At 71.3% G+C, this 19,710-nt stretch carries 17 protein-coding genes and 1 riboswitch; of the genes, 6 read left to right on the forward strand and 11 right to left on the reverse strand.

The genetic code is table 11. The features are described from left to right. Positions 1–41: 41 nt before the first annotated feature. The gene (gene groL / locus ACZ3I4_RS17120; RefSeq protein WP_465382870.1) at positions 42–1,664 is read right to left on the reverse strand and encodes a chaperonin GroEL; all 1,623 of its coding nucleotides are present in this window, start codon (positions 1,662–1,664) and stop codon (positions 42–44) included. Between the two features lie 325 nt (positions 1,665–1,989). After that, positions 1,990–2,910, reverse strand: a complete 921-nt coding sequence (locus ACZ3I4_RS17125) for a hypothetical protein (RefSeq protein ID WP_465382871.1) — start codon at positions 2,908–2,910, stop codon at positions 1,990–1,992. 97 nt (positions 2,911–3,007) lie between these two features. Between ACZ3I4_RS17125 and ACZ3I4_RS17130 the strand changes: the two genes are divergently transcribed. Further along, positions 3,008–3,514: a GNAT family N-acetyltransferase gene (locus ACZ3I4_RS17130; protein WP_465382872.1), complete on the forward strand. Its 507-nt coding sequence runs from the start codon at positions 3,008–3,010 to the stop codon at positions 3,512–3,514. Continuing rightward, a complete protein-coding gene (locus ACZ3I4_RS17135) occupies positions 3,514–4,005 on the forward strand; it encodes a hypothetical protein (protein ID WP_465382873.1) in 492 nt (163 codons plus the stop codon). The genes ACZ3I4_RS17130 and ACZ3I4_RS17135 overlap by 1 nt, the downstream gene beginning before the upstream one ends. Here ACZ3I4_RS17135 and ACZ3I4_RS17140 read toward each other — a convergent pair. The 4 genes from ACZ3I4_RS17140 to ACZ3I4_RS17155 form a co-directional block, all read right to left on the reverse strand. Beyond that, complete coding sequence (locus tag ACZ3I4_RS17140) at positions 3,944–4,921, reverse strand: GNAT family N-acetyltransferase (protein ID WP_465382874.1); 978 nt, start codon at positions 4,919–4,921, stop codon at positions 3,944–3,946. The two genes, ACZ3I4_RS17135 and ACZ3I4_RS17140, sit on opposite strands and share 62 nt — an antisense overlap. A 262-nt stretch (positions 4,922–5,183) precedes the next feature. Further along, the gene (gene thrC, locus ACZ3I4_RS17145) at positions 5,184–6,467 is read right to left on the reverse strand and encodes a threonine synthase (protein ID WP_465382875.1); all 1,284 of its coding nucleotides are present in this window, start codon (positions 6,465–6,467) and stop codon (positions 5,184–5,186) included. An 11-nt stretch (positions 6,468–6,478) separates the two neighbouring features. Then, positions 6,479–6,614: riboswitch (SAM riboswitch) on the reverse strand. Positions 6,615–6,692: 78 nt separating this feature from the next. Then, complete coding sequence (locus ACZ3I4_RS17150) at positions 6,693–7,559, reverse strand: ABC transporter permease (protein ID WP_465382876.1); 867 nt, start codon at positions 7,557–7,559, stop codon at positions 6,693–6,695. Beyond that, entirely contained in the window at positions 7,556–10,318 is a 2,763-nt protein-coding gene (locus tag ACZ3I4_RS17155; RefSeq protein ID WP_465382877.1) for an alpha/beta fold hydrolase, read from the reverse strand. Before ACZ3I4_RS17155 ends, ACZ3I4_RS17150 begins: the two co-directional genes overlap by 4 nt. A 111-nt stretch (positions 10,319–10,429) precedes the next feature. Between ACZ3I4_RS17155 and ACZ3I4_RS17160 the strand changes: the two genes are divergently transcribed. Then, complete coding sequence (locus tag ACZ3I4_RS17160; RefSeq protein ID WP_465382878.1) at positions 10,430–12,613, forward strand: AAA family ATPase; 2,184 nt, start codon at positions 10,430–10,432, stop codon at positions 12,611–12,613. Here ACZ3I4_RS17160 and ACZ3I4_RS17165 read toward each other — a convergent pair. The 4 genes from ACZ3I4_RS17165 to ACZ3I4_RS17180 form a co-directional block, all read right to left on the reverse strand. Next, a complete protein-coding gene (locus tag ACZ3I4_RS17165) occupies positions 12,610–12,939 on the reverse strand; it encodes a DUF3263 domain-containing protein (protein ID WP_465382879.1) in 330 nt (109 codons plus the stop codon). The genes ACZ3I4_RS17160 and ACZ3I4_RS17165 overlap by 4 nt on opposite strands. Positions 12,940–13,035: 96 nt before the next feature. Further along, entirely contained in the window at positions 13,036–14,046 is a 1,011-nt protein-coding gene (locus tag ACZ3I4_RS17170) for an ABC transporter permease subunit (protein ID WP_465382880.1), read from the reverse strand. Continuing rightward, positions 14,043–15,029, reverse strand: a complete 987-nt coding sequence (locus tag ACZ3I4_RS17175) for an ATP-binding cassette domain-containing protein (RefSeq protein ID WP_465382881.1) — start codon at positions 15,027–15,029, stop codon at positions 14,043–14,045. Before ACZ3I4_RS17175 ends, ACZ3I4_RS17170 begins: the two co-directional genes overlap by 4 nt. A 47-nt stretch (positions 15,030–15,076) precedes the next feature. Continuing rightward, positions 15,077–15,862, reverse strand: coding sequence for a DeoR/GlpR family DNA-binding transcription regulator (locus ACZ3I4_RS17180; RefSeq protein WP_465382882.1), 786 nt, complete (start codon positions 15,860–15,862; stop codon positions 15,077–15,079). 190 nt (positions 15,863–16,052) lie between these two features. On the opposite strand from ACZ3I4_RS17180, the gene ACZ3I4_RS17185 reads away from it, so the two are divergent. From ACZ3I4_RS17185 to nagA, 3 genes are read left to right on the forward strand one after another with little or no spacing between them, the layout of a single operon-like run. Continuing rightward, the gene (locus tag ACZ3I4_RS17185) at positions 16,053–16,973 is read left to right on the forward strand and encodes an SIS domain-containing protein (RefSeq protein ID WP_465382883.1); all 921 of its coding nucleotides are present in this window, start codon (positions 16,053–16,055) and stop codon (positions 16,971–16,973) included. Positions 16,974–16,975: 2 nt separating this feature from the next. After that, a complete protein-coding gene (locus ACZ3I4_RS17190; RefSeq protein ID WP_465382884.1) occupies positions 16,976–17,941 on the forward strand; it encodes an ROK family protein in 966 nt (321 codons plus the stop codon). Next, positions 17,938–19,026 (forward strand): N-acetylglucosamine-6-phosphate deacetylase, encoded by a 1,089-nt coding sequence (gene nagA / locus ACZ3I4_RS17195; RefSeq protein WP_465382885.1) that lies wholly within the window; start codon positions 17,938–17,940, stop codon positions 19,024–19,026. Before ACZ3I4_RS17190 ends, nagA begins: the two co-directional genes overlap by 4 nt. Here the strand turns inward: nagA and ACZ3I4_RS17200 are convergent. Further along, positions 18,992–19,708, reverse strand: coding sequence for a phosphatase PAP2 family protein (locus ACZ3I4_RS17200; RefSeq protein WP_465382886.1), 717 nt, complete (start codon positions 19,706–19,708; stop codon positions 18,992–18,994). The genes nagA and ACZ3I4_RS17200 overlap by 35 nt on opposite strands. Positions 19,709–19,710: the final 2 nt, after the last annotated feature.

Raw genomic sequence — 19,710 nt, forward strand, 5'->3', positions numbered from 1 at the left:
GCCAGGCGACCCACCCTCTTTCCGTTTTGCTGGGACTGGACTCAGAAGTCCATGTCACCGCCGCCCGGGGCGCCGGCCGGGGCCGGGTTCTTCTCGGGCTTGTCGGCCACGACGGCCTCGGTGGTGAGGAACAGCGCGGCGATCGACGCGGCGTTCTGCAGCGCCGAGCGGGTGACCTTGGCCGGGTCGATGATGCCCGCGGCCAGCAGGTCGACGTACTCACCGGTCGCGGCGTTGAGGCCGTAACCCGCCTCGAGGTTGCGCACCTTCTCCACCACGACGCCGCCCTCGAGGCCGGCGTTCACGGCGATCTGACGCAGCGGGGCGTCGAGCGCGACCTTGACGATGTTGGCGCCAGTGGCCTCGTCGCCGACCAGGTCGAGCTTGTCGAACGCGGTCTTGCCGGCCTGCACCAGGGCGACGCCACCACCGGGCACGATGCCCTCCTCGACGGCCGCCTTCGCGTTGCGAACGGCGTCCTCGATGCGGTGCTTGCGCTCCTTGAGCTCGACCTCGGTGGCCGCGCCGACCTTGATGACCGCAACACCGCCGGCCAGCTTGGCCAGGCGCTCCTGCAGCTTCTCGCGGTCGTAGTCGGAGTCCGACTTCTCGATCTCGGCGCGGATCTGGTTGACCCGGCCCTGGATCTGCTCGGCGTTGCCCGCGCCGTCGACGACGGTGGTCTCGTCCTTGGTGATGACGATCTTGCGGGCCTGGCCCAGCAGGCTCAGGTCGGCGTTCTCCAGCTTGAGGCCGACCTCTTCGCTGATGACGGCGCCACCGGTGAGGATGGCGATGTCCTCGAGCATGGCCTTGCGACGGTCACCGAAGCCGGGGGCCTTGACGGCGACCGACTTGAAGGTGCCGCGGACCTTGTTGACGACCAGGGTGGCCAGGGCCTCGCCCTCGACGTCCTCGGCGATGATGACGAGCGGCTTGCCGCCCTGCATGACCTTCTCCAGCACGGGGAGGAGGTCCTTGACCGCCGAGATCTTGCTGTTGGCGATCAGGATGTAGGGGTCGTCGAAGACGGCCTCCATGCGCTCGGCGTCGGTCATGAAGTACGCCGAGACGAAGCCCTTGTCGAAGCGCATGCCCTCGGTGAGCTCGAGCTCGAGACCGAAGGTGTTGCTCTCCTCGACGGTGATGACGCCTTCCTTGCCGACCTTGTCCATGGCCTCGGCGATGATCTCGCCGACCGTGGAGTCACCGGCGGAGATGGAGGCGGTCGAAGCGATCTGCTCCTTGGTCTCCACGTCCTTCGAGAGCTGCTGAAGGCCCTCGGAAACGCTGGCCACGGCGGCCTCGATGCCCCGCTTGAGGGCCATCGGGTTGGCGCCGGCGGCTACGTTGCGCAGGCCCTCGCGAACCAGAGCCTGGGCCAGAACCGTCGCCGTCGTCGTACCGTCACCGGCGACGTCGTCGGTCTTCTTGGCGACCTCCTTGACCAGCTCGGCGCCGATCTTCTCGAAGGTGCCCTCGAGCTCGATCTCCTTGGCGATCGACACACCATCGTTGGTGATGGTGGGAGCGCCCCACTTCTTCTCGAGCACGACGTTGCGGCCCTTGGGGCCGAGCGTCACCTTGACGGCGTCGGCGAGCTGGTTCATACCACTCTCGAGGCCGCGACGAGCTTCCTCGTCGAATGCGATGATCTTGGCCATACGGCTGTGTCCTCCTGGACAATCGAGGTGCTGGGCCGCGTGGCCCCGCCCTCCGCACGTTGTTGATTGCACACTGCGCGGAACTCTGCGGACGTCACCACCTGGCGTCGTGACGTCCTCAGGTCGAGCCGGATAGCCCGCGACGACCGGCCCCGTGCCCCGGCGCCGATGGCGACGCCGCGACCGAGACCCCACCGTCCCGACCTGCTTGGCACTCAGCAGTCCCGAGTGCCAATCACTTGTTTAGCACTCCGGGGGTGCGAGTGCAAGAAAACCCCCGCCTCGGGAGGGCGATGCGCAACCACCGAGCGGTGCCGCCGGGGCGTCATTCCTCGGGGGCGCCGAGCTCCGCGAACAGGGAACGGCTGGTCACCGGTTCGACCGCCCGGCGAGCCTGCCCGTACGTCACCAGGGCCGCGATCGCCCACAGCTGAACGAGGACGACTCCGGCCACCGTCGCGGCCAGCCCGCCGAGGGCGTAGTCGGCCACCCGGGGCACCACCGTGACCGCGGCCGCCGCGACCACCAGCCCGGCCGGGCGCGAGTGCGAGAGCAGGTGGACAGCGCGGCGCGGACCCCGGCCGCGCTCGATCAGCACGACCGGCCCGAGCAGGCCGCCGTAGGTCAGCGCGGCCGTCGAGGCGATCGCGAACGCGATGACGACCAGGCCGCCCGCCGTGCCGACCTGCTCCTCGGTCAGCACCAGCGGCAGGCCCCCGGTGAGCAGGCCGAACCCGGCGAACCAGAGCCAGAGGGCGCGCAACCGCATGGAGACGAGCGCCCACACCCGGCCCGGACGCGGCCGGAGGCCCTCGGCGGCGGCGGGCAGCACCACGCCGACCACGCCGGCCAGGCTCAGCACCAGCGGCAGCGCGGACACCGCCAGATAGGCCAGCCACATGGCCGGGAGAAGCAGCAGGCCGAAGCCGCCGACCAGCTCGGCCAGGGCGGGCGCGGCCACGATCGTGTCGTCGACCCGGCCGACGAAGAAGTGCATGGGCAGCGCGACGAGGAGCATGATCGGCACGAGATGCAACGCGTGCCGCCCGGCGACCCGGCCGGACCGGCGCGCCCACTGACCGAACCCGGGCCCGGCCACGAGCGGGTCGGCCTCGCCCGCGAGCTGCGGAAAGGCGACATGCCGGCGCCAGCTGAGATCGGCCGTGCGCCCTTCGGGGTCGAAGGGGTCGGCGGCGGCCACCACCGGTTCCTCGACCATGAAGATGCGTGCCTCGCCGTGCTCCACCCGGACACCTTGCCCCAGCACAGGGTCGTCACGCCACCCCGTCCGATTCCCGGCAACCCGCTTGCCGCACCGGCCCGATCGAGGTAGTGAGGACGCCATGAGCTGGAACGTGCACCGGGTACGCCCCGAGGACGCGGCCCGGATGCGTGCGCTGCGGCTCGAGATGCTGGCCGACAGCCCCCTCGCCTTCCTCGAGACGCTGGCCCAGGCGGCCCAGCGCTCCCACGAGTCGTATCGGCAGCGCGTCGTGCAGGCCGCGTCGGGCGACAGCCTGGCCCAGTTCGTGGCCGACCCGGGCGACGGCGGGCGGCTGATCGGGCACGCGGGCGGCACGGTGACCCCCGACTTCCCGGGCGAGACGGTGATCTTCGCGGTCTACGTGACGCCGGCCCATCGCGGCGGCAAGGTGGTGGCCGACCTGATCGAGGCGGTCACCGTGTGGTCGGCGGGCGTGGGACGGCGGCGCACGCTGCTCGAGGTCGTGGTCGGCAACGACCGGGCTGTGCGGGCGTACGAGAAACTGGGCTTCTGCGACACCGGCGAGCGCGTGCCGCACCCGGTGATCCCCACCCTGACCGAGCTGCGCATGCGGCGGAGCCTCTGATGGCCGCACGTCACGTGACCCGGGGCCTGCTCACCGCGCTGAACGGCACGACCGGAGCCGGGCTGCTGGTGGCGCTGGCCACCCGGGCCAAGATCCGCCGGGGCCGCCACGGCGTGCTGATCGCCGAGGGCTATCGCCTGCCGGTCCCGCCCGCGTCCTGCTTCACGGTCGGCTCGGTCATTCTGACCCGGCGCAGCGCCGAGTGGCTGCTCGACGAGCAGCGCCGCGAGCTGTTCGACCACGAGCACCGCCACGCCGGGCAGTACGCGGTGCTCGGGCCGCTGTTCTGGCCGGCCTACTGGGTCGCCTGCGGCTATTCGTACGCGACGACCGGCTCGTGGGGCGCCCGCAACTTCTTCGAGAAGAAAGCCGGGCTGCGGGCCGGTGGCTATCCCACCGACCAACCGGTGCGTCCCTGGGTGCGGCGGCTCACAAGTCCTTCTGCCACTCGATCCAGGCGTCGGCCACCCGGAAGCCCATCGCCCGGTTGACCTTGAGCATGTACGCGTTGTCGGCCGCGTTGAACGTGTCGATCGCCTCGAGGCCGGGCTTCTCCCCGCGTACGTAGGCCAGGTTCTCCAGCTTGATCAGCATGCCGAGCCGGTGGCCGCGGTGGCCGGGATCGACGATCGTGGTGCTCTGCCAGGCGTGCACGGGCTGATCGAGCTCGGCGGCGATCCACGTCCAGGCGACGAGCCGATCGCCCGCCAGTGCCCCGGTCTGGTAGTTGCGGCGGCCGCGCCGCTGGGCGGCGACCTCGCCCTGGCGGAGGCGATCGGCGTCCATCTTCTCGGGCTCGAGGGCCAGGTCGCCGGTCGGAGCGTCGGCGTTCAGCCGGCCCTCCAGATAGGCCACGTCGTCGATCAGGTCGTCCGGTGGCACGCCGTGCCAGCTCCGCATGGTGTAACCCGTCGCGTGCTTCTCGGCCTCGGCCCGCAGGCCGGCCAGCAGGGAGTCGTCGAGCGCGGTGACGTCGAGCCGGCTGCGCAGCTCGGCCAGCCCCTTCTTGGCCCCGACCGACTCGGCGAAGGCGGCGCCGTCGGGATGCCGGTCGACGGTCGAGGCCATCAGGTGCTTGCGGTTGTGCGCCGCCGCCCGTTCGACCGCGAGGTCGTAGAGCGCCCGGCCCACGCCCTGCCGCCGGTGCTCGGGCAGCACCAGAAGGTCGGCCTCGACGTTGTCCAAATTGTCCAGCTGCGGGAACGACAGCTCGAGATAGCCGACCGGCACCTCGTCGAGGTAGCCCAGGTATCGCTCGATCAGCACGCCCGGCGGCGGATTGTCGATCTTTTTGAGGAAGTTCTCGCGGATCGAGAAGGGAATGTCCGGACAGTCATGATGAGCCGTCACGCTGGCGATGTCGTAAACAATGTCGTAGGACGTCAACGGCCCGACAGATACACGCATGGCCGCCACCCTTGCGGGCGACGGCCATGATTGCTAACGATTTACGGACTTGTAGCAAGCAGTTGGTCGGGAGAACGGACGCACAGCGCCTCCGGCACTGGGTCGTTGGGCCCCTCGAGAGATTGTCGCCAAGCTCGAAGGTGAGGGGCCGCGTACGGCGTCGCGCCCTCCCGCAGAGAGCATCCTGCCGATCCTGAGATCCCGGCGCAAGTCCTCACGCGAGGGAATTCTCACTTGATGACCGATGGCCGATTACTCACCGTTATCCGAGCAGGCCCGCCTCGCGCGCGCCCCGGAGCGACGGCTTGATCCGGTGGGTCGGCCCGACCAGCTCGCTGATCGCGTCCAGCGTCTTGAGACCCTCGCCGGTGTTGTAGACGACCGTCTCCTTCTCCGGGTCGAGCTTGCCGCTCTCGACGAGCTTCTTGAGCACGGCGACGGTCGTGCCGCCCGCCGTCTCGGCGAAGACACCGGTGGTCTCGGCCAGCAGCCGGATGCCGGCGCGGATCTCGTCGTCGTCGGCGTAGTCCATCCAGCCGCCGGTACGCCGTACGGCCTCGATCGCGTACGCCCCCGCGGCCGGGTCGCCGATGTTGAGCGACTTGGCGATGCCGGTCGGCCGGACCGGGGTGATCTCGTCGGTGTCGTTGTGCAGCGCGGTGGCGATCGGGTTGCACCCGGCCGACTGCGCGCCGAAGACCGTCCAGCCGCCCTCGGGCGCCTCGCACAGGCCGATCTCGACCAGCTCGGTGAACGCCTTGTCGACCTTGGTGAGCAGCTCGCCCGAGGCCATCGGGATGACGACCTGGGCCGGGATGCGCCAGCCGAGCTGCTCGGCCACCTCGTAGCCCAGCGTCTTGGAGCCCTCGGCGTAGAACGGCCGTACGTTGACGTTGACGAACGCGGTGTCCTCGAACTCGTCGGTCTCGACCAGTTCGCCGCAGAGCCGGTTGACGTCGTCGTACGAGCCCTCGATGGCCACCAGCTCGCCGCCGTAGACCGCGGTGGTGACGACCTTGCCCTGCTCCAGGTCGTACGGGATGAAGACGATGCTGGGCACCCCGGCCCGGGCCGCGTGGGCGGCGACCGAGTTGGCCAGGTTGCCGGTGGAGGCGCAGGCGAAGCGGGTGAAGCCGAGGCCCCGGGCGGCGGTGAGCGCCACCGAGACGACCCGGTCCTTGAAGGAGTGGGTCGGGTTGGCCGAGTCGTCCTTGACCCACAGCGGCGCGCGCAGACCGACCGCGGCGGCCAGCGCGGGCGCGCTGACCAGCGGGGTCAGGCCGGGGTCGAGGGAGACCCGGGTGGCCGGGTCCTGGCCGGCGGGCAGCAGACCGGCGTAGCGCCAGATGTTCTGCGGACCGGCTTCGATCTGCTCACGGGTGACCCGCGCGAGGAGTTCCTGGTCATAGGCCACCTCGAGCGGGCCGAAACACTCGTAACACGCGTGCTGCGCGACCAGCGGGTACTGGGCGCCGCAGGCACGGCATTCGAGGCCCTTGGCGGGCGAGGCGGAGATAGAACTGGGTGCACTGACGGTGGACGTCATCGAGGCCTTCCCTCTCATCTTTCCCCGGGGCGACCTGCCGAGCCGGGGACGGAATTAGCACCTGCCGCGCGCGGCCTCGTCATCGAGACATGCGTGGTGGTTGCCGGGGCTTCACAGGGCCGTTCCCTCTGCCCCTCTGGATGAGGTATTCAGTTGTGTTTCCAACACCTTACGACGGGCTCCCGCGTTTCGGCACGCGAGATCCTTCAGTTGTGAGACAGACCCCTACGAGGTGATGTCCTTGCGGGTGAACCGCCAGAACGCGAAACCCCAGCACACCGCGGCGTAGACGATCGCACTGATCGCCCCCTTGACCAGGTCGTCCACCTGCGCGGGGGTGGACAGCAGGCCCATCCAGGCGTCGCTGTAGTGGGTGGGCAGCGCGTTGCGGATCGCGCCCAGCGCCGTGATCTGGTCAAGGATGCTGGACAGGATCCAGATCATCACCGCACCGCCGACCGCGCCCAGCGGAGCGTCGGTCAGGACGCCCAGCAGGAACGCCAGCCCGGCCACGACCAGCATCGTGACGGCCAGATAGCCGGCGATCCCGAGCAGCCGCAGCAGGCCCGCCCCGGGTGCGATCTCGGCCGCCACCGTGCTGCCGAGCGGGTGCCATCCGTAACGCAGCGTTCCGGCCAGCAACCCGACTCCGGTCAGCACGAACAGCGCGACCGCCGAGTAGGCCAGCGCGACGATCAGCTTGACCGCGAGCAGCCGGGCCCGGGGCACCGGCACCGCCAGCAGATAGCGCAGGCTGCCCCAGCTGGCCTCGCTGGCCACCGTGTCGCCGCAGAACAGCGCGACCACCACGACCAGCAGGAACCCGGCCGAGACGGCCAGGCAGAACAGCGCGAAGTTGAGGCCGCCCGAGGTGGCCAGGTCGACCAGACTGCCGAACGCGCCGCCGTTCCCGTCCTCGTCGCCCCCGCTGTCGAACTCGAAGGCGATCAGGATGATCAGCGGCAGCACCGCCATGAAGCCCAGGCCGAGCTGGGTGCGCCGGCGGGAGGCCTGACGGCGTATCTCGGCCCGGATCGGCATCGTCCGTGACGGCCGGTAGCCGGTCGCGCCGGCCTGCTCCTGAACGCTCATCGGTCTCCACTTCCCCGCGAGTTCTCCCCGACCAGCGCGAGGAAGGCATCCTCCAGGCGGCGGCGTGGCACCACCCGGTCGACCGCGATTCCGGCCCGCACCAGCGAGGCCACCACCTCGGAGCGCGGCGTGCCGTTCATGTCGACGATCAGGCCGGACGGCCCGTCGGGCAGCACCGAGCGCACGCCCAGCTCGTCCAGCACCCGTTCGGCGGCCGGCACGTCCGAGACCTCCAGCTGCACCGACGGGGAGTCGCCGACGATGTCCTCGACCGGGCCGGACGCGACGATCCGGCCCTTGTTGACCACGACCGCGTGCGTGCACGTCTGCTCGACCTCGGCCAGCAGGTGGCTGGAGACCAGCACGGCCCGGCCGTCGGTGGCGTAGCGCTTGAGCACCCGGCGCATCTCGGCGATCTGCGGCGGATCGAGACCGTCGGTCGGCTCGTCCAGCACCAGCAGCTCGGGCAGGCCGAGCATGGCCTGGGCGATGGCGAGCCGCTGCCGCATGCCGTGGCTGTACTTCTTCGTACGCCGGTGCACCGAATCGCCCAGGCCGGCGATCTCGAGCGCCTCGTCGAAGCGGGCGTCCTCCCACGGCCGTCCGGTGGCCTTCCAGTACGCCCGCAGGTTCTCCAGCCCGGTCAGGTGCGGCAGGAAGCCCGGGCCTTCGACCAGCGCGCCGACCCGCGACAGCACCGGCGACCCGGGCACCAGGCGATGGCCGAACACCAGCGCCTCACCCGCGGTCGGCATGGTCAGGCCCATCAGCACGCGCAGCGTCGTGGTCTTGCCCGCGCCGTTCGGGCCGAGCAGACCGACCACCTGCCCGCGCTGCACGGTGAAGCTGATCTCCTCGACGGCGACGAACCCGTCCCCGTACGCCTTGCGCAGCCCCAGCACGACCAGGGGCGTCTCGGCGTGCTCGGGGACTGTCGGGGTCTGCTGCCCTCGAAGCTTGCGCCGCCGCACGAGCAGGATCACGATCAGGCCCACGACGATCGCCGCGAGCAGACCGGCCAGCACGTAACGCCAGATCGTCTGCGGGTTCGCGATCGGCTCGCCCACCACGGTCGGCAGGATCAGCTCCGTACCGGCCTGAACGGTGTAGGTGGCCGGCTCGGCCGGGGAGAGGAACGCCTGGTCGGTGGTGGCGACCACGACCCGTACGGTGTGACCGGCGTCGATCTGGCGCACGATGGCCGGGAGCCGGACCGTCCGCACCTCCGAGTCCTCCAGCGTCCGGGGAAGATCGGTCAGCCGCACCGGCGCGACCAGGCCGGCGCTCAGCGTCTCGGCCCCCGACTGGTCGACGTCGTAGAGCTTGACGAAGAGGGTGGCCTCCCCGGTCGGCGAGGCGGCCCGCAGCCGTACGGTCGGCGATCCGGCCACGTCGATCGCCTTGGTCACTGGCCCGGATTCGAAGGTCGCGTGCTGCCCCGGAATGTCGGCGGCGACCCCGGAGAGCAGCTCGGTCAGCCGTCCGCCCGTGCCCGGCAGCGACGACAGCGCGCCCGGGTTGCCGTTCGGCGGGTTGGCGATCGGCTGCGCCGGGCCCCGCAGGGTCAGGCTGGTCGTTCCGGTTCCGCTCAGGCCGGGGTACGCGTCGTCGGAGTACCCGTTGGTCACCAGCCCCCGGTCGAGCGCGCTGAAGCCGGCCACCCGCGAGTACGTGAAGTCGTCGGACGGCGCCTTGCCCTCGCCCTTGACGTAGTGGTCGAGCCACTGCGCGGTCAGGAACTTCACCCTGTCCTGATCCGTCTGCGGCCCGGCGCCGCCGTCGTGACCGCCGGTGAACCAGGCGACCCGCACCGGGGTGCCGCTCGCGGCGATCGCCCGCGCGTTGGCGTCGGCCTCGCTGAGCGGGAAGAGCGTGTCGACCGCGCCCTGGATGAGCAGGGTGGGCGCCTTGATCCGGCTCGCCGTCCCGGCCGGGCTCGACCGGCGCAGCAGGTCGAGCGTCGGCTGACCGGGATTTCCGCTGGTGGCCACGTCGAGGTAGGCCCGGCAGACGTCGGCCGCGAACCGTCCACAGGCCGGGTCGACGTTGATGCCGAGAGGCGGCCGATCCGGGCCGGTCAGCGTTTCCGGGGCGGGCACCGATCCCCCGTTGCCGAAGAAGACCCCGGCCCAGCCCTTCTTGAAGACGCCGGTGGCCGAGGTGTCGGCCGACTGCGGCAGGAAGACGTTGGTCAGGTCGTTCCAGGTGATCGACGGGACGATCGCGTCGACCCGCTGGTCCTGCCCGGCCAGCATGAGCGCGAGCGCCCCGCCGTAGGACCCGCCGACCACGCCGACCCGGGGGTCACCGGCCGCGTCGGTCCGGATCTCGGGGCGGGTCGCCAGCCAGTCGAGCAGGCCCTGAGCGTCGCGGATCTCGTAGTCGGGGCTGTTGAGGTGGATCTGGCCGCCGCTGCGCCCGAACCCCTCGGCGGTGTAGGTGAGCACGGCGTAACCGCGCCCGGCCAGCGACTCGGCGTCGTCGCTGACCGACTCCTTGGTGCCGCCGAAACCGTGCGCGAGCAGCACCGCGGGCACCTTGCCGTCGCGGTCGCGGGGCAGGTAGAGCCGAGCGTCGAGTGTCACGTTCTCGTTGCCCTCGGCCCCGCTGAGCACGGTGATCATCTCGTCCTGGGAAGTCCAGCTCGCACGCTCGGGCCACACGGCCCAGCCGACGAGACCGGCGACCAGCACGAGAACGGCCGAGGCGGCGACAACCCGGCGCCGGGTGGGCCGGGGCAGCCGGCTGGTCCAAGACATGCATGAACGCTAGCCGAGCGTCCGGGCGGCGCCTGTGAAACCTCTCAGGAGCCCGCGGACGATAGCGTGGACCATGGGATCAGGAAGTTCTATCGACAGGGGTCTGCGCGCGTGACTGACGAACTGACGCTGACCGTGACGCTGCGGCCGACCGGTCTCGACGACCGCCGCGGCATCGTGCGGTTACACCCCGAGGTCATGACCGCGCTGTCGATCAACGCGGGCGATCCCGTACGCCTGAGCGCCACCCGCACCACCGCGGCGCTCGCGGCCAAGACCCAGCCCGGCGCGAGCCGCGAGTTCCTCTACGCCGACGACCTGACCCTGGGCAATCTGGGGCTGCGCGACGGCGGCCGGGTCACCGTGGCCAAGCAGCCCGCGGTCGCCGCCCGCCGGGTCACCCTGGCCGGCGCGGCCGACGTGGTCGCCCTGGTCACCCCCGAGATGCTGCGGCTGGCGCTGCTGGGCAAGGTGGTCACCGAGGGCGACAACGTCTCGCTGCGCCCGCAGGAGCTGATCCCGGTGGGCGGCCCCGACATCGGCCAGAGTCTGCGCAACCGGCTCGGCTACCAGTGGAACACCGCGCTGCTGACCGTGATCGAGGCCGACGGCACGCTGGTCACCATGGACACCGTGGTCGGCTGGCAGGACGGCCCGGTCTCGTCGCCGGTGCCCGGCCCGTCCGTGCCCGCCCAGGCGCCCGCCGCCACCGATCCCGAGGTGCCGCCGCCCAGCCTGGACGACCTGCCCGGCATGCGGGCCCAGGCCAAGGAACTCGAGGAGCTGCTCGACCTCGGCTTCAACCACAAAGAGGTGCTGGAGCGGCTCGGCACCGAGGTCACGCTGGGCGTCCTGATCACCGGCCCGGCCGGCTCCGGCAAGTCGGCGCTCGTCCGCGCGGTCGCCGCGCAGGTCGGCGCCCGGGTGGTGCCGGTCTGGGCGCCCGAGATCGCCACCCTGACCAACCAGTCGGCCGCGGCCCGGCTGCGCGAGCTGGCCCGCGAGGCCCGCTCGGGCGGGCCGGCGGTGCTGCTGTTCTCGGACGCCGACGCGCTGGCGCCGCGCGAGGACCCGGGCCCGATCTCCGTGGTCTTCCACCAGGTGATCGAGGAGACCGTACGCTGCGGGGTCGCGGTGATCGCCACGACGAGCCGGCCCGAGTCGGTCGACCCGTCGCTGCGCGCGCCGCATCTGCTGGCCACCCAGCTCGCGGTGCCGCTGCCCGACACGGCCATGCGCCGCGAGCAGCTGGGCGTGCTGACCCGCAGCCTGCAGCTGGCCGAGGACGTGCGCCTGGACGAGATCGCCGGACGCACTCCCGGCTTCGTCGCGGCCGACCTCGGCGCCCTGGCCCGCGAGGCCGGCGTCCGGGCCGGGTTGCGGCAGAAGAACGACGACGTCGAGAAGCCGACCGTGGCCATGGCCGACTTCGAGGCCGCGCTCGACGTCGTGCGCCCGACCTCGATGGCCGACTCGACCCTCGAGGTGGCGGCGGTGACGCTGGACGAGGTCGGCGACATGGCCGAGGTCAAGCAGGTGCTGACCGAGTCGGTGCTGTGGCCGCTCAACTACCCCGACACGTTCGCCCGGCTCGGCGTCTCGCCCCCGCGCGGCGTGCTGCTCTACGGACCGCCCGGCTGCGGCAAGACTTTCCTGGTCAAGGCGATCGCCGGCACGGGCAAGGCCAACGTGCTGTCGGTCAAGGGGGCCGAGTTGCTCAGCAAGTGGGTGGGCGACAGCGAGCGGGCCGTCCGGGAGCTGTTCCGCCGGGCCCGCGAGGCCGCGCCCACGCTGGTGTTCCTGGACGAGGTCGACGCGCTGGCCCCGACCCGGGGGCAGGGCACGGACGGCGGCACGACCGACCGGGTGGTGGCCTCGCTGCTGACCGAGCTCGACGGCGTGGAGGATCTGCGCAACGTCGTGGTCATCGGCGCGACCAACCGGCCCGACCTGATCGATCCGGCGCTGCTGCGGCCCGGACGGCTGGAGCGGCTGGTCTACGTGCCGCCGCCGGACGCCGAGGCGCGGGCCGCGATCCTCAAGGCGTCGTCGAAGTCGGTGCCGCTGGACAAGTCGGTCGACCTCGGCGAGCTCGGGGCGGAGCTCGAGGGCTTCTCGGCGGCGGACTGCGCGGCCCTGATCCGCGAGGCGGCGCTGGCGGCGATGCGCGAGTCGCTGGAGGCGTCGACCGTCACCGCCGCGAACGTGGCGACGGCCCGCAGACGCGTACGGGCGTCACTCGATCCCGGTCAGGTGGCGTGGCTGGCGGCGTACGCGGAGACGCACCAGCCCTAACGCCGCCGGGTGCGGGCCCGGGTCGAGCGCAGACGGCGCAGCCGGCCGACCAGCACCGGGTCGTGCTCGAGGGCGGCCGGATTGTCGAGCAGGCCGTTGAGCAGCTGGTAATAGCGCGTCGAGGACAGGCCGAACGTGTCGCGGACGGCCTGCTCCTTGGACCCGGCGTGCTTCCACCAGCGGGCCTCGAAGGCGAGGATCTGCTGTTCCCGCTCGCTAAGCTTCGGCTCCTTGGGCGCGGGGGGCGTCTCGACCGGCTCGGCGTCCTCGGAACGCGGGGCCGGGATGTGCTGCTGCTCCTGGGACGGGTCCGCGGCCGGCTGCATGACGCTCCAAAAGAGAGAGACGAGCACAAATGTACGAACGGGGACCGTCAGCATAAATCTCGGCGGTCCCCGTCCGCACGCGCGGTCGACGTTACGTCACGTAATGTCGCGACTACGCATTGCCCACATCGCGGCACCCACAATGAGGACGAAGATTCCGGCGAACAACCCGCCCGCCATCGGCCACGTCAGCGTCAGCGAATCCGGCTGGCAGCCGCCCGATGACGAGAAGTCACACGAGTTGTAGTCCTCGAGTTTGATCTCCTTGTCCATCCAGGCGATCATCCAGACCGGGATCAGGTAGGCCTCGGCGAACTTGACCTTGGCCAGCGACAGCACCGTGCCCAGTCCGAACTGGAACACGATCACGGCGCCGATCGTCACGCCCAGCGCCATCGCGGTGTGCCGGCCCAGCGAGGCCAGCCCGAACCCGACGGCCCCGGCCACCAGCACGAGGGCCAGACCGCGCAGCTCCATCAGCCCGATCGACTGCCAGGCGCCCGAGGTCATGCTCGCGGTCGAGCCCCGGCTCTCGGCTATGCCGAGGAAGAGGCCGGTCCAGATGGCCGAGTAGACCACCGTGACCACGGCGAACAGCACCAGCAGGGCGGCCAGCTTGGTGCCCAGCACGCGCAACCGCTGCGGCCGCCAGAGCAGCAGGTTCATCATGCCGCCGCTGCTCCACTCGGCGCCCACGAAGGACGCGCCGACGATGAACGCCACCAGCGCGAGCAACGCGGCCAGCGTGGTCACCATGTCGGGGAAGTTCTCGCGGAAGTCGAAGGTCGGCGGCATGTACCACTGCGCCTGGAAATCCTCCGGCGTCGGCTCGTACATGCCGTCGCAGCCCGGCGGCCAGTTGCTCGCCTCGGGCGTGCCCTGGGCCGCCTCGCAGCTCGCCTTGTCACGCTGGAACTGCTCGCCCGCGCGCTGGAAGTCCTGCTGCGCCTGGGCCTGAGCCGAGGCGATCTGGTCGGGACCGACCTTCTCGTTGGTGAAGAACATGCCGACCGCGACCGCGAGCAGGATCAGGGTCGTGCCCAGCAGGAACAACCGGGTGAAGCGGCGCTTGGTCAGCCGTTTGGTCTCGGCGCTGTAAAGGCTCACTGACCCCACCCTCCTGTCGGTGCCGCCACCGCGCTCTGATCCACCTGACGGTTCTGGCCCTCGACCGGCGCGGTGCCGGTGAGCTCAAGGAAGACGCTCTCGAGGTCGGCCGCGATCGGGGTCAGCTCGCCGACATAGATCTCGCGCTCGGCCAGGATCCGGGTGATCTGCGCGGGGTTGCCGGCGTTGCCGACCGTGAAGTGGTCGTGTTCGACGGTGACCTGGGCGCCGTTGGCCCGCAGCAGCTCGACGGCGCCGCGCATGTCGACGCCCGGCTCGAGCCGCACCCTTACCCCGGACGAGGTGTGGCTGGCCAGCACCTCGGCGACCGAACCGGCGGCCACCCGCCGTCCGGACGAGATGATCGTGACGGAGTCGCAGATGAGCTGGATCTCGCCGAGGATGTGGCTGGACAGCACGACGGTCATGCCCGACTCGGCCAGGTTGCGCATCAGCGAGCGCATCTCGCGGATGCCGCCCGGGTCGAGGCCGTTGGCCGGCTCGTCCAGAATCAGCAGCTTCGGCTCCTTGAGCAGCGCGGACGCCACGGCCAGGCGCTGCTTCATGCCGAGCGAGTACGTCTTGACCCGATCCTTGGCCCGGTCGCGCAGGCCGACGAGCTCGAGCACGGCGGTGACGCGCTCCTTGCGTACGCCCCCCGCGTCGGCCAGCAGCGAGAGCGTGTCCTGCGCGGTGAAGTTGCCGAAGAACTGCGGGCTCTCCACGATGGCGCCGACCTGACCGGCCACGTCGGACAGGTGATCCGGCACCTCGCGGCCGAGAATCGCCATGCGACCGCCGTTGGGCCTGATCAGCCCGAGCAGCGTCCGCAGCGTGGTCGTCTTGCCCGAGCCGTTCGGTCCCAGGAAGCCGTGGACCTGACCCGCCTCGACGACCATGTCGAACCCGTCGAGCGCTCTTCGCACCCCTTTACGGCTGCGGTACGTCTTCTGCAGCCCGGCTATCTCCAATACGGCAGTCACGGGCGAGACTCTAGACAGCACCGTCAATATGCGCTGCTGTTCGGCCCTCAAGCCGTAATAACGTGTACCCCCGCGTCACGGAATCGGGCGACGATGTCGGCCGGGGCGCCGGAGTCGGTGACCAAGGTTTCGATCTTGGTGATCGGGCAGATCCGGGCGAAGGCGTGGCCGCCCAGCTTGGACGAGTCGGCGATGACAACCACGCGCTTGGCCCGGGCCACCATCAGGCTGTTCATCGCGGCCTCGCCCTCGTGGTGGGAGGCCGCGCCCAGTTCCACGTCGACCGCGTCCACGCCGAGCAACACGATGTCGAGCGTGACCTCCTTGAGCAGCGCGCCGCCGAGCGGTCCGACCACCTCGAAGGACTGCGGCCGGACCACGCCGCCGGCCACCACGATCTTCATGCGCGAGCGCACCAGCAGCTCGTTGGCGATGTTGAGGGCATTGGTGACCACGGTGAGCTGGGAGCCCTCGCCGCCCGTGTTCAGATCAGGGCGCACGGCCAAGGCCCGCGCGACCTCGGTGACCGTGGTGCCGCCGTTGAGCCCGACGACCGTGCCGGGGGTGACCAGGCCCGCGGCGGCCTCGCCGATGCGCTGCTTCTCGGCCGAGTGCTTGGCGCTCTTGTAGCGCAGCGGCAGGTCGTACGAGACGCCGTTGGCGACCGCGCCGCCCCGGGTCCGGGTGATCATCTGCTGCTGGGCCAGCTGGTCGAAGTCGCGGCGGATGGTGGCCTGCGAGACGTCGAGGCGCTCGGCCGCGTCCTCGACACTGACCCGGCCACTCTCGGCGAGTAACTCGAGCAGGGCATTCCACCGCGCGTACCGGTCCACCCAGACTCCCAGATGCACATTACGTGATAAGAGTGTGCACATTAGTGCGCGAAAGCCCGGGAAGCAAAGCTCAGGCCTGCGCGGTGCGGCGACAATGGTTGCGTCTCCGCCCGGCTTCCACGCAGAATGGCGCTCGAAAGTGCCGGGAACTGCGCGCTTATGCGCACAGCACGTGGTTGAAGGGTGGCCCATGACCTACGTCAAGGCAGAGATTGCCAGCCAGCCGGAGTGCTGGCGACAGGCCGCGAAACTGGCCGACGCCCCGGGTCTGCCCGAGCGCGGCGAGCGGGTCGCCGTCGTCGGCTGCGGCACCTCCTGGTTCATGGCCAAGGCGTACGCCGCCCTGCGCGAGCAGAAGGGCCACGGGGAGACCGACGCGTTCCAGGCGTCCGAGTTCCCGCGCCGCCGCCGCTACGACCGGGTCCTCGCGATCACCCGCTCCGGCACCACCACCGAGGTCCTCGACCTGCTCAACGACCTGGCCGGGGGCACACCGACGACCGTGATCACGGCCGACGAGGCCCAGCCGGCCGCCCGGATCGCCGACCAGTCGGTGGTGCTCGACTTCGCCGACGAGGAGTCGGTGGTCCAGACCCGCTTCGCCACCAGCGCCCTCGCGCTGCTCCGGGCCCACCTGGGCGAGGACATCGAGTCGGTGGCGGCCGACGGCGAGGTCGCCGTGCGCCTGCCGCTGCCGGTGCATCCGGCCCTGGCCGAGCAGATCACCTTCCTGGGCCGGGGCTGGACCGTCGGCCTGGCCGAGGAGGCGGCGCTGAAGTGCCGCGAGGCCGCCATGTACTGGGCCGAGGCCTACCCGGCGATGGACTACCGGCACGGCCCGATCGCGATCGCCGCCCCGCGCCGTGTCGTGTGGGCGTTCGGCGAGGTCCCGACCGATCTGGCCGACCAGGTCGAGGCGACCGGCGCCCTGTTCGTGCACAGCCGGCACCACGGCGGGTACGCCGCGCTCGGCAGCTGGTGCGGCGGCCGCGCCCCGCTCGACCCGATGGCCGACCTGGTCGTCGCCCAGCGCGTCGCCGTCCTGCTGGCCACCAGCCAGGGCCTCGACCCCGACCACCCACGCAATCTGACGCGCTCGGTAGTCCTCTAAATATGGGCGACTGCACGGGAGAACGCGAAGCGGCCCCGCCGGCTCAGCGCCGGGTGGTGGTTGCTCTTGATGTGGGCGGGACGGGCATGAAATGCGCGCTGGTCCGCCCGGACGGGACGGTCCACCACACCGAGCGGCACCCCACCCGGGCCGAGCGAGGCCCGGAGGCCGTCCTCGGCACGATCCTCGACGTGGCCGAGGGGCTGGCCCGCAAGGCCCGGGCCGACGGCCTGGAGCCGGTCGCCGCCGGAGTCGCCGTGCCGGGAGTCGTCGACGAGGAGAACGGCATCGCCGTCTGGTCGTCGAATGTCGGCTTCCGGGACGTGCCGGTGCGCGCCCGCATCGAGGAACGCCTCGGCCTGCCCACCATCCTCGGTCACGACGTGCGGGTCGGCGGCACCGCCGAGGCCCGCCTGGGCGCCGGCCGGGCACACCGGCACGTGCTGTTCGTGGCCATCGGCACCGGCATCGCGGCCGCCCTGATCGTGGACGGCGCCGGCTACGGCGGGGCGCACGGCGGGGCCGGCGAGCTGGGCCACATCGTCGTCCGGCCGGGCGGCCCGGCCTGCCCGTGCGGGCAGCACGGCTGTCTGGAGTCGCTGGGTTCGGCCCGGGCCATCGGGCTGCGCTACGCCGAGCTGGCCGGCGTCCCGGGCGCCACCGCGCACGACGTCGTCACCCGGGCCGGTCAGGGCGACGCCCTGGCCCGCATGGTCTGGCGGGAGGCGATCGAGGCGCTGGCCGACGGCATGGTCATCGCGCAGGCGCTCTACGACGTCGGGGTGTTCGTGATCGGCGGCGGACTGGCCGAGGCCCGCCACGAGCTGCTGCATCCCCTGGAGGAGGCGTTCCGCGAGCGGATCACCTTCCACCGCCCACCCGAGTTCGTCCGGGCCGGCCTGGGTGACGAGGCCGGCTGCATCGGGTCGGCCCTGCTGGCCCTCGACCACTTGGAGACATCAGCGTGACCCGCATCGGGGGCAAGATCGTCCGGCCCGGCGCCGTCGTCGAGGGCTACGTCGAGGTGGAGGGGCCGGCGATCCTGTCGGTCGAGGCCGCCGCCGGCGCGGGCGACGACGTGATCGTGCCCGGCTTCGTCGACCTGCACTGCCACGGCGGCGGCGGGCACACCTTCACCACCGGCGACGTCGAGGCGGCGCGCGGGGCGGCCCGGTTCCACCTGGGCCACGGCACCACCACCATGCTGGCCAGCCTGGTCAGCTCCCCGTACGAGCTGATGCGCGAGGCCACCGAGGCCTACCGCCCGCTGGTCGAGGCCGGGCTGATCGCCGGCGTGCACTACGAGGGTCCCTACCTTTCCGGCGTACGCTGCGGCGCGCAGAACCCGGAGTTCCTGCGCGACCCGTCGATCAAGGAACTGACCGAGCTGATCGACCTGGGTTCCGTACGCTTGGTGACGATCGCCCCCGAGCTGCCCGGCGCCCTGGAGGCGATCGCTTTCCTGGTCGAGCGGGGCGTCGCCGCCGCGGTCGGGCACACCGACGCCACGTACGAGCAGACGCGGGCCGGAGTCGAAGCGGGCGCGACGGTCGGCACCCACCTGTTCAACGGCATGCGCCCGCCGCACCACCGCGAGCCGGGCCCGGTCGTCGGCCTGCTGTCCTCGCCGGTGGTCTGCGAGCTGATCGCCGACAACATCCACCTGCACCCGGGCATGCTGGCGTTCGCCGCAGGCACCGCCGGTCCGGACCGGGCCGCGCTGATCACCGACGCGATCGACGCCACCGGCATGGCCGACGGCACCTACGACCTGGGCGGCCAGCAGGTCGTGGTGGCCGATCGGGTGGCCCGGCTGGCCCGCGACGGCTCGATCGCCGGCAGCACGCTGACCATGGACGAGGCGCTGCGCAACACGGTCGCGGCCGGGATCGCGCTGCCCGACGCGGTGGCGATGGCCTCGACCACGCCCGCGCGCGTGCTCGGTCTCTCCGACCAGGTGGGCGCGCTCGAGGCGGGCCTGCGCGCCGACCTGGTCGTGCTGTCGAGCGACCTGCGGGTCAAGCGTGTGATGCGAGCCGGTCTCTGGGTGTGAGACCCGCGGGGCGTTCCCAGCCGCGCAGCTTGGGCAGCGGGATGCGGTCGAACGGGATCCGCTCGATCAGGCGGGCCAGCACGATGCCGAGCAGCACGCCGGCGATCGAGTCGGTCAGCCAGTGGAAGCCCGTGTAGACGGTCGTGCCGAAGACGATCGCGACCGGCACCACCCTGAGCCCGTACGTCTCGGGGCGGCTCAACGGCCGGCGCAGGAGCGCGACCACCAGGATCGCGATCACCGCGTACCAGACGAGCGAGTTGCCGAGGTGCCCCGAGGGGTAGCTCATCGCGTACGGGCCCTCGGCATCGGGGTTATGCATGATCACCGGGTTGGGACCGTCGAACCGGGGCGCGGCCCGATCGGCCCAGATCTTGAGCGGCCCGATCGTCAGGTAGGTCAGCAGGAAGCCGGCCGCGAACGGGAAGACCGCCCGGATCGACCGGGTGCGCCAGGTCAGCACGCCGGTGAGCAGCAGCGACACCGGCATCAGGACCTGACCGCCCTGGCCCAGATAGTTGAGCACGCGGGCGGTCCAATACGGCAACCACGGCTGGTGGCTCAGCGACCAGTCGGCCACCCGTTCGTCGAGCCGGAGCAGATGGCCGTTGATCAGCGCCACCGTCAACGCGACGAACGCCGCCAGCAGGGCGACGTCGAGCCACCAGTTCTTCTTCTGCACAC

The organism is Actinoplanes sp. NPDC021490, from assembly GCF_055562135.1.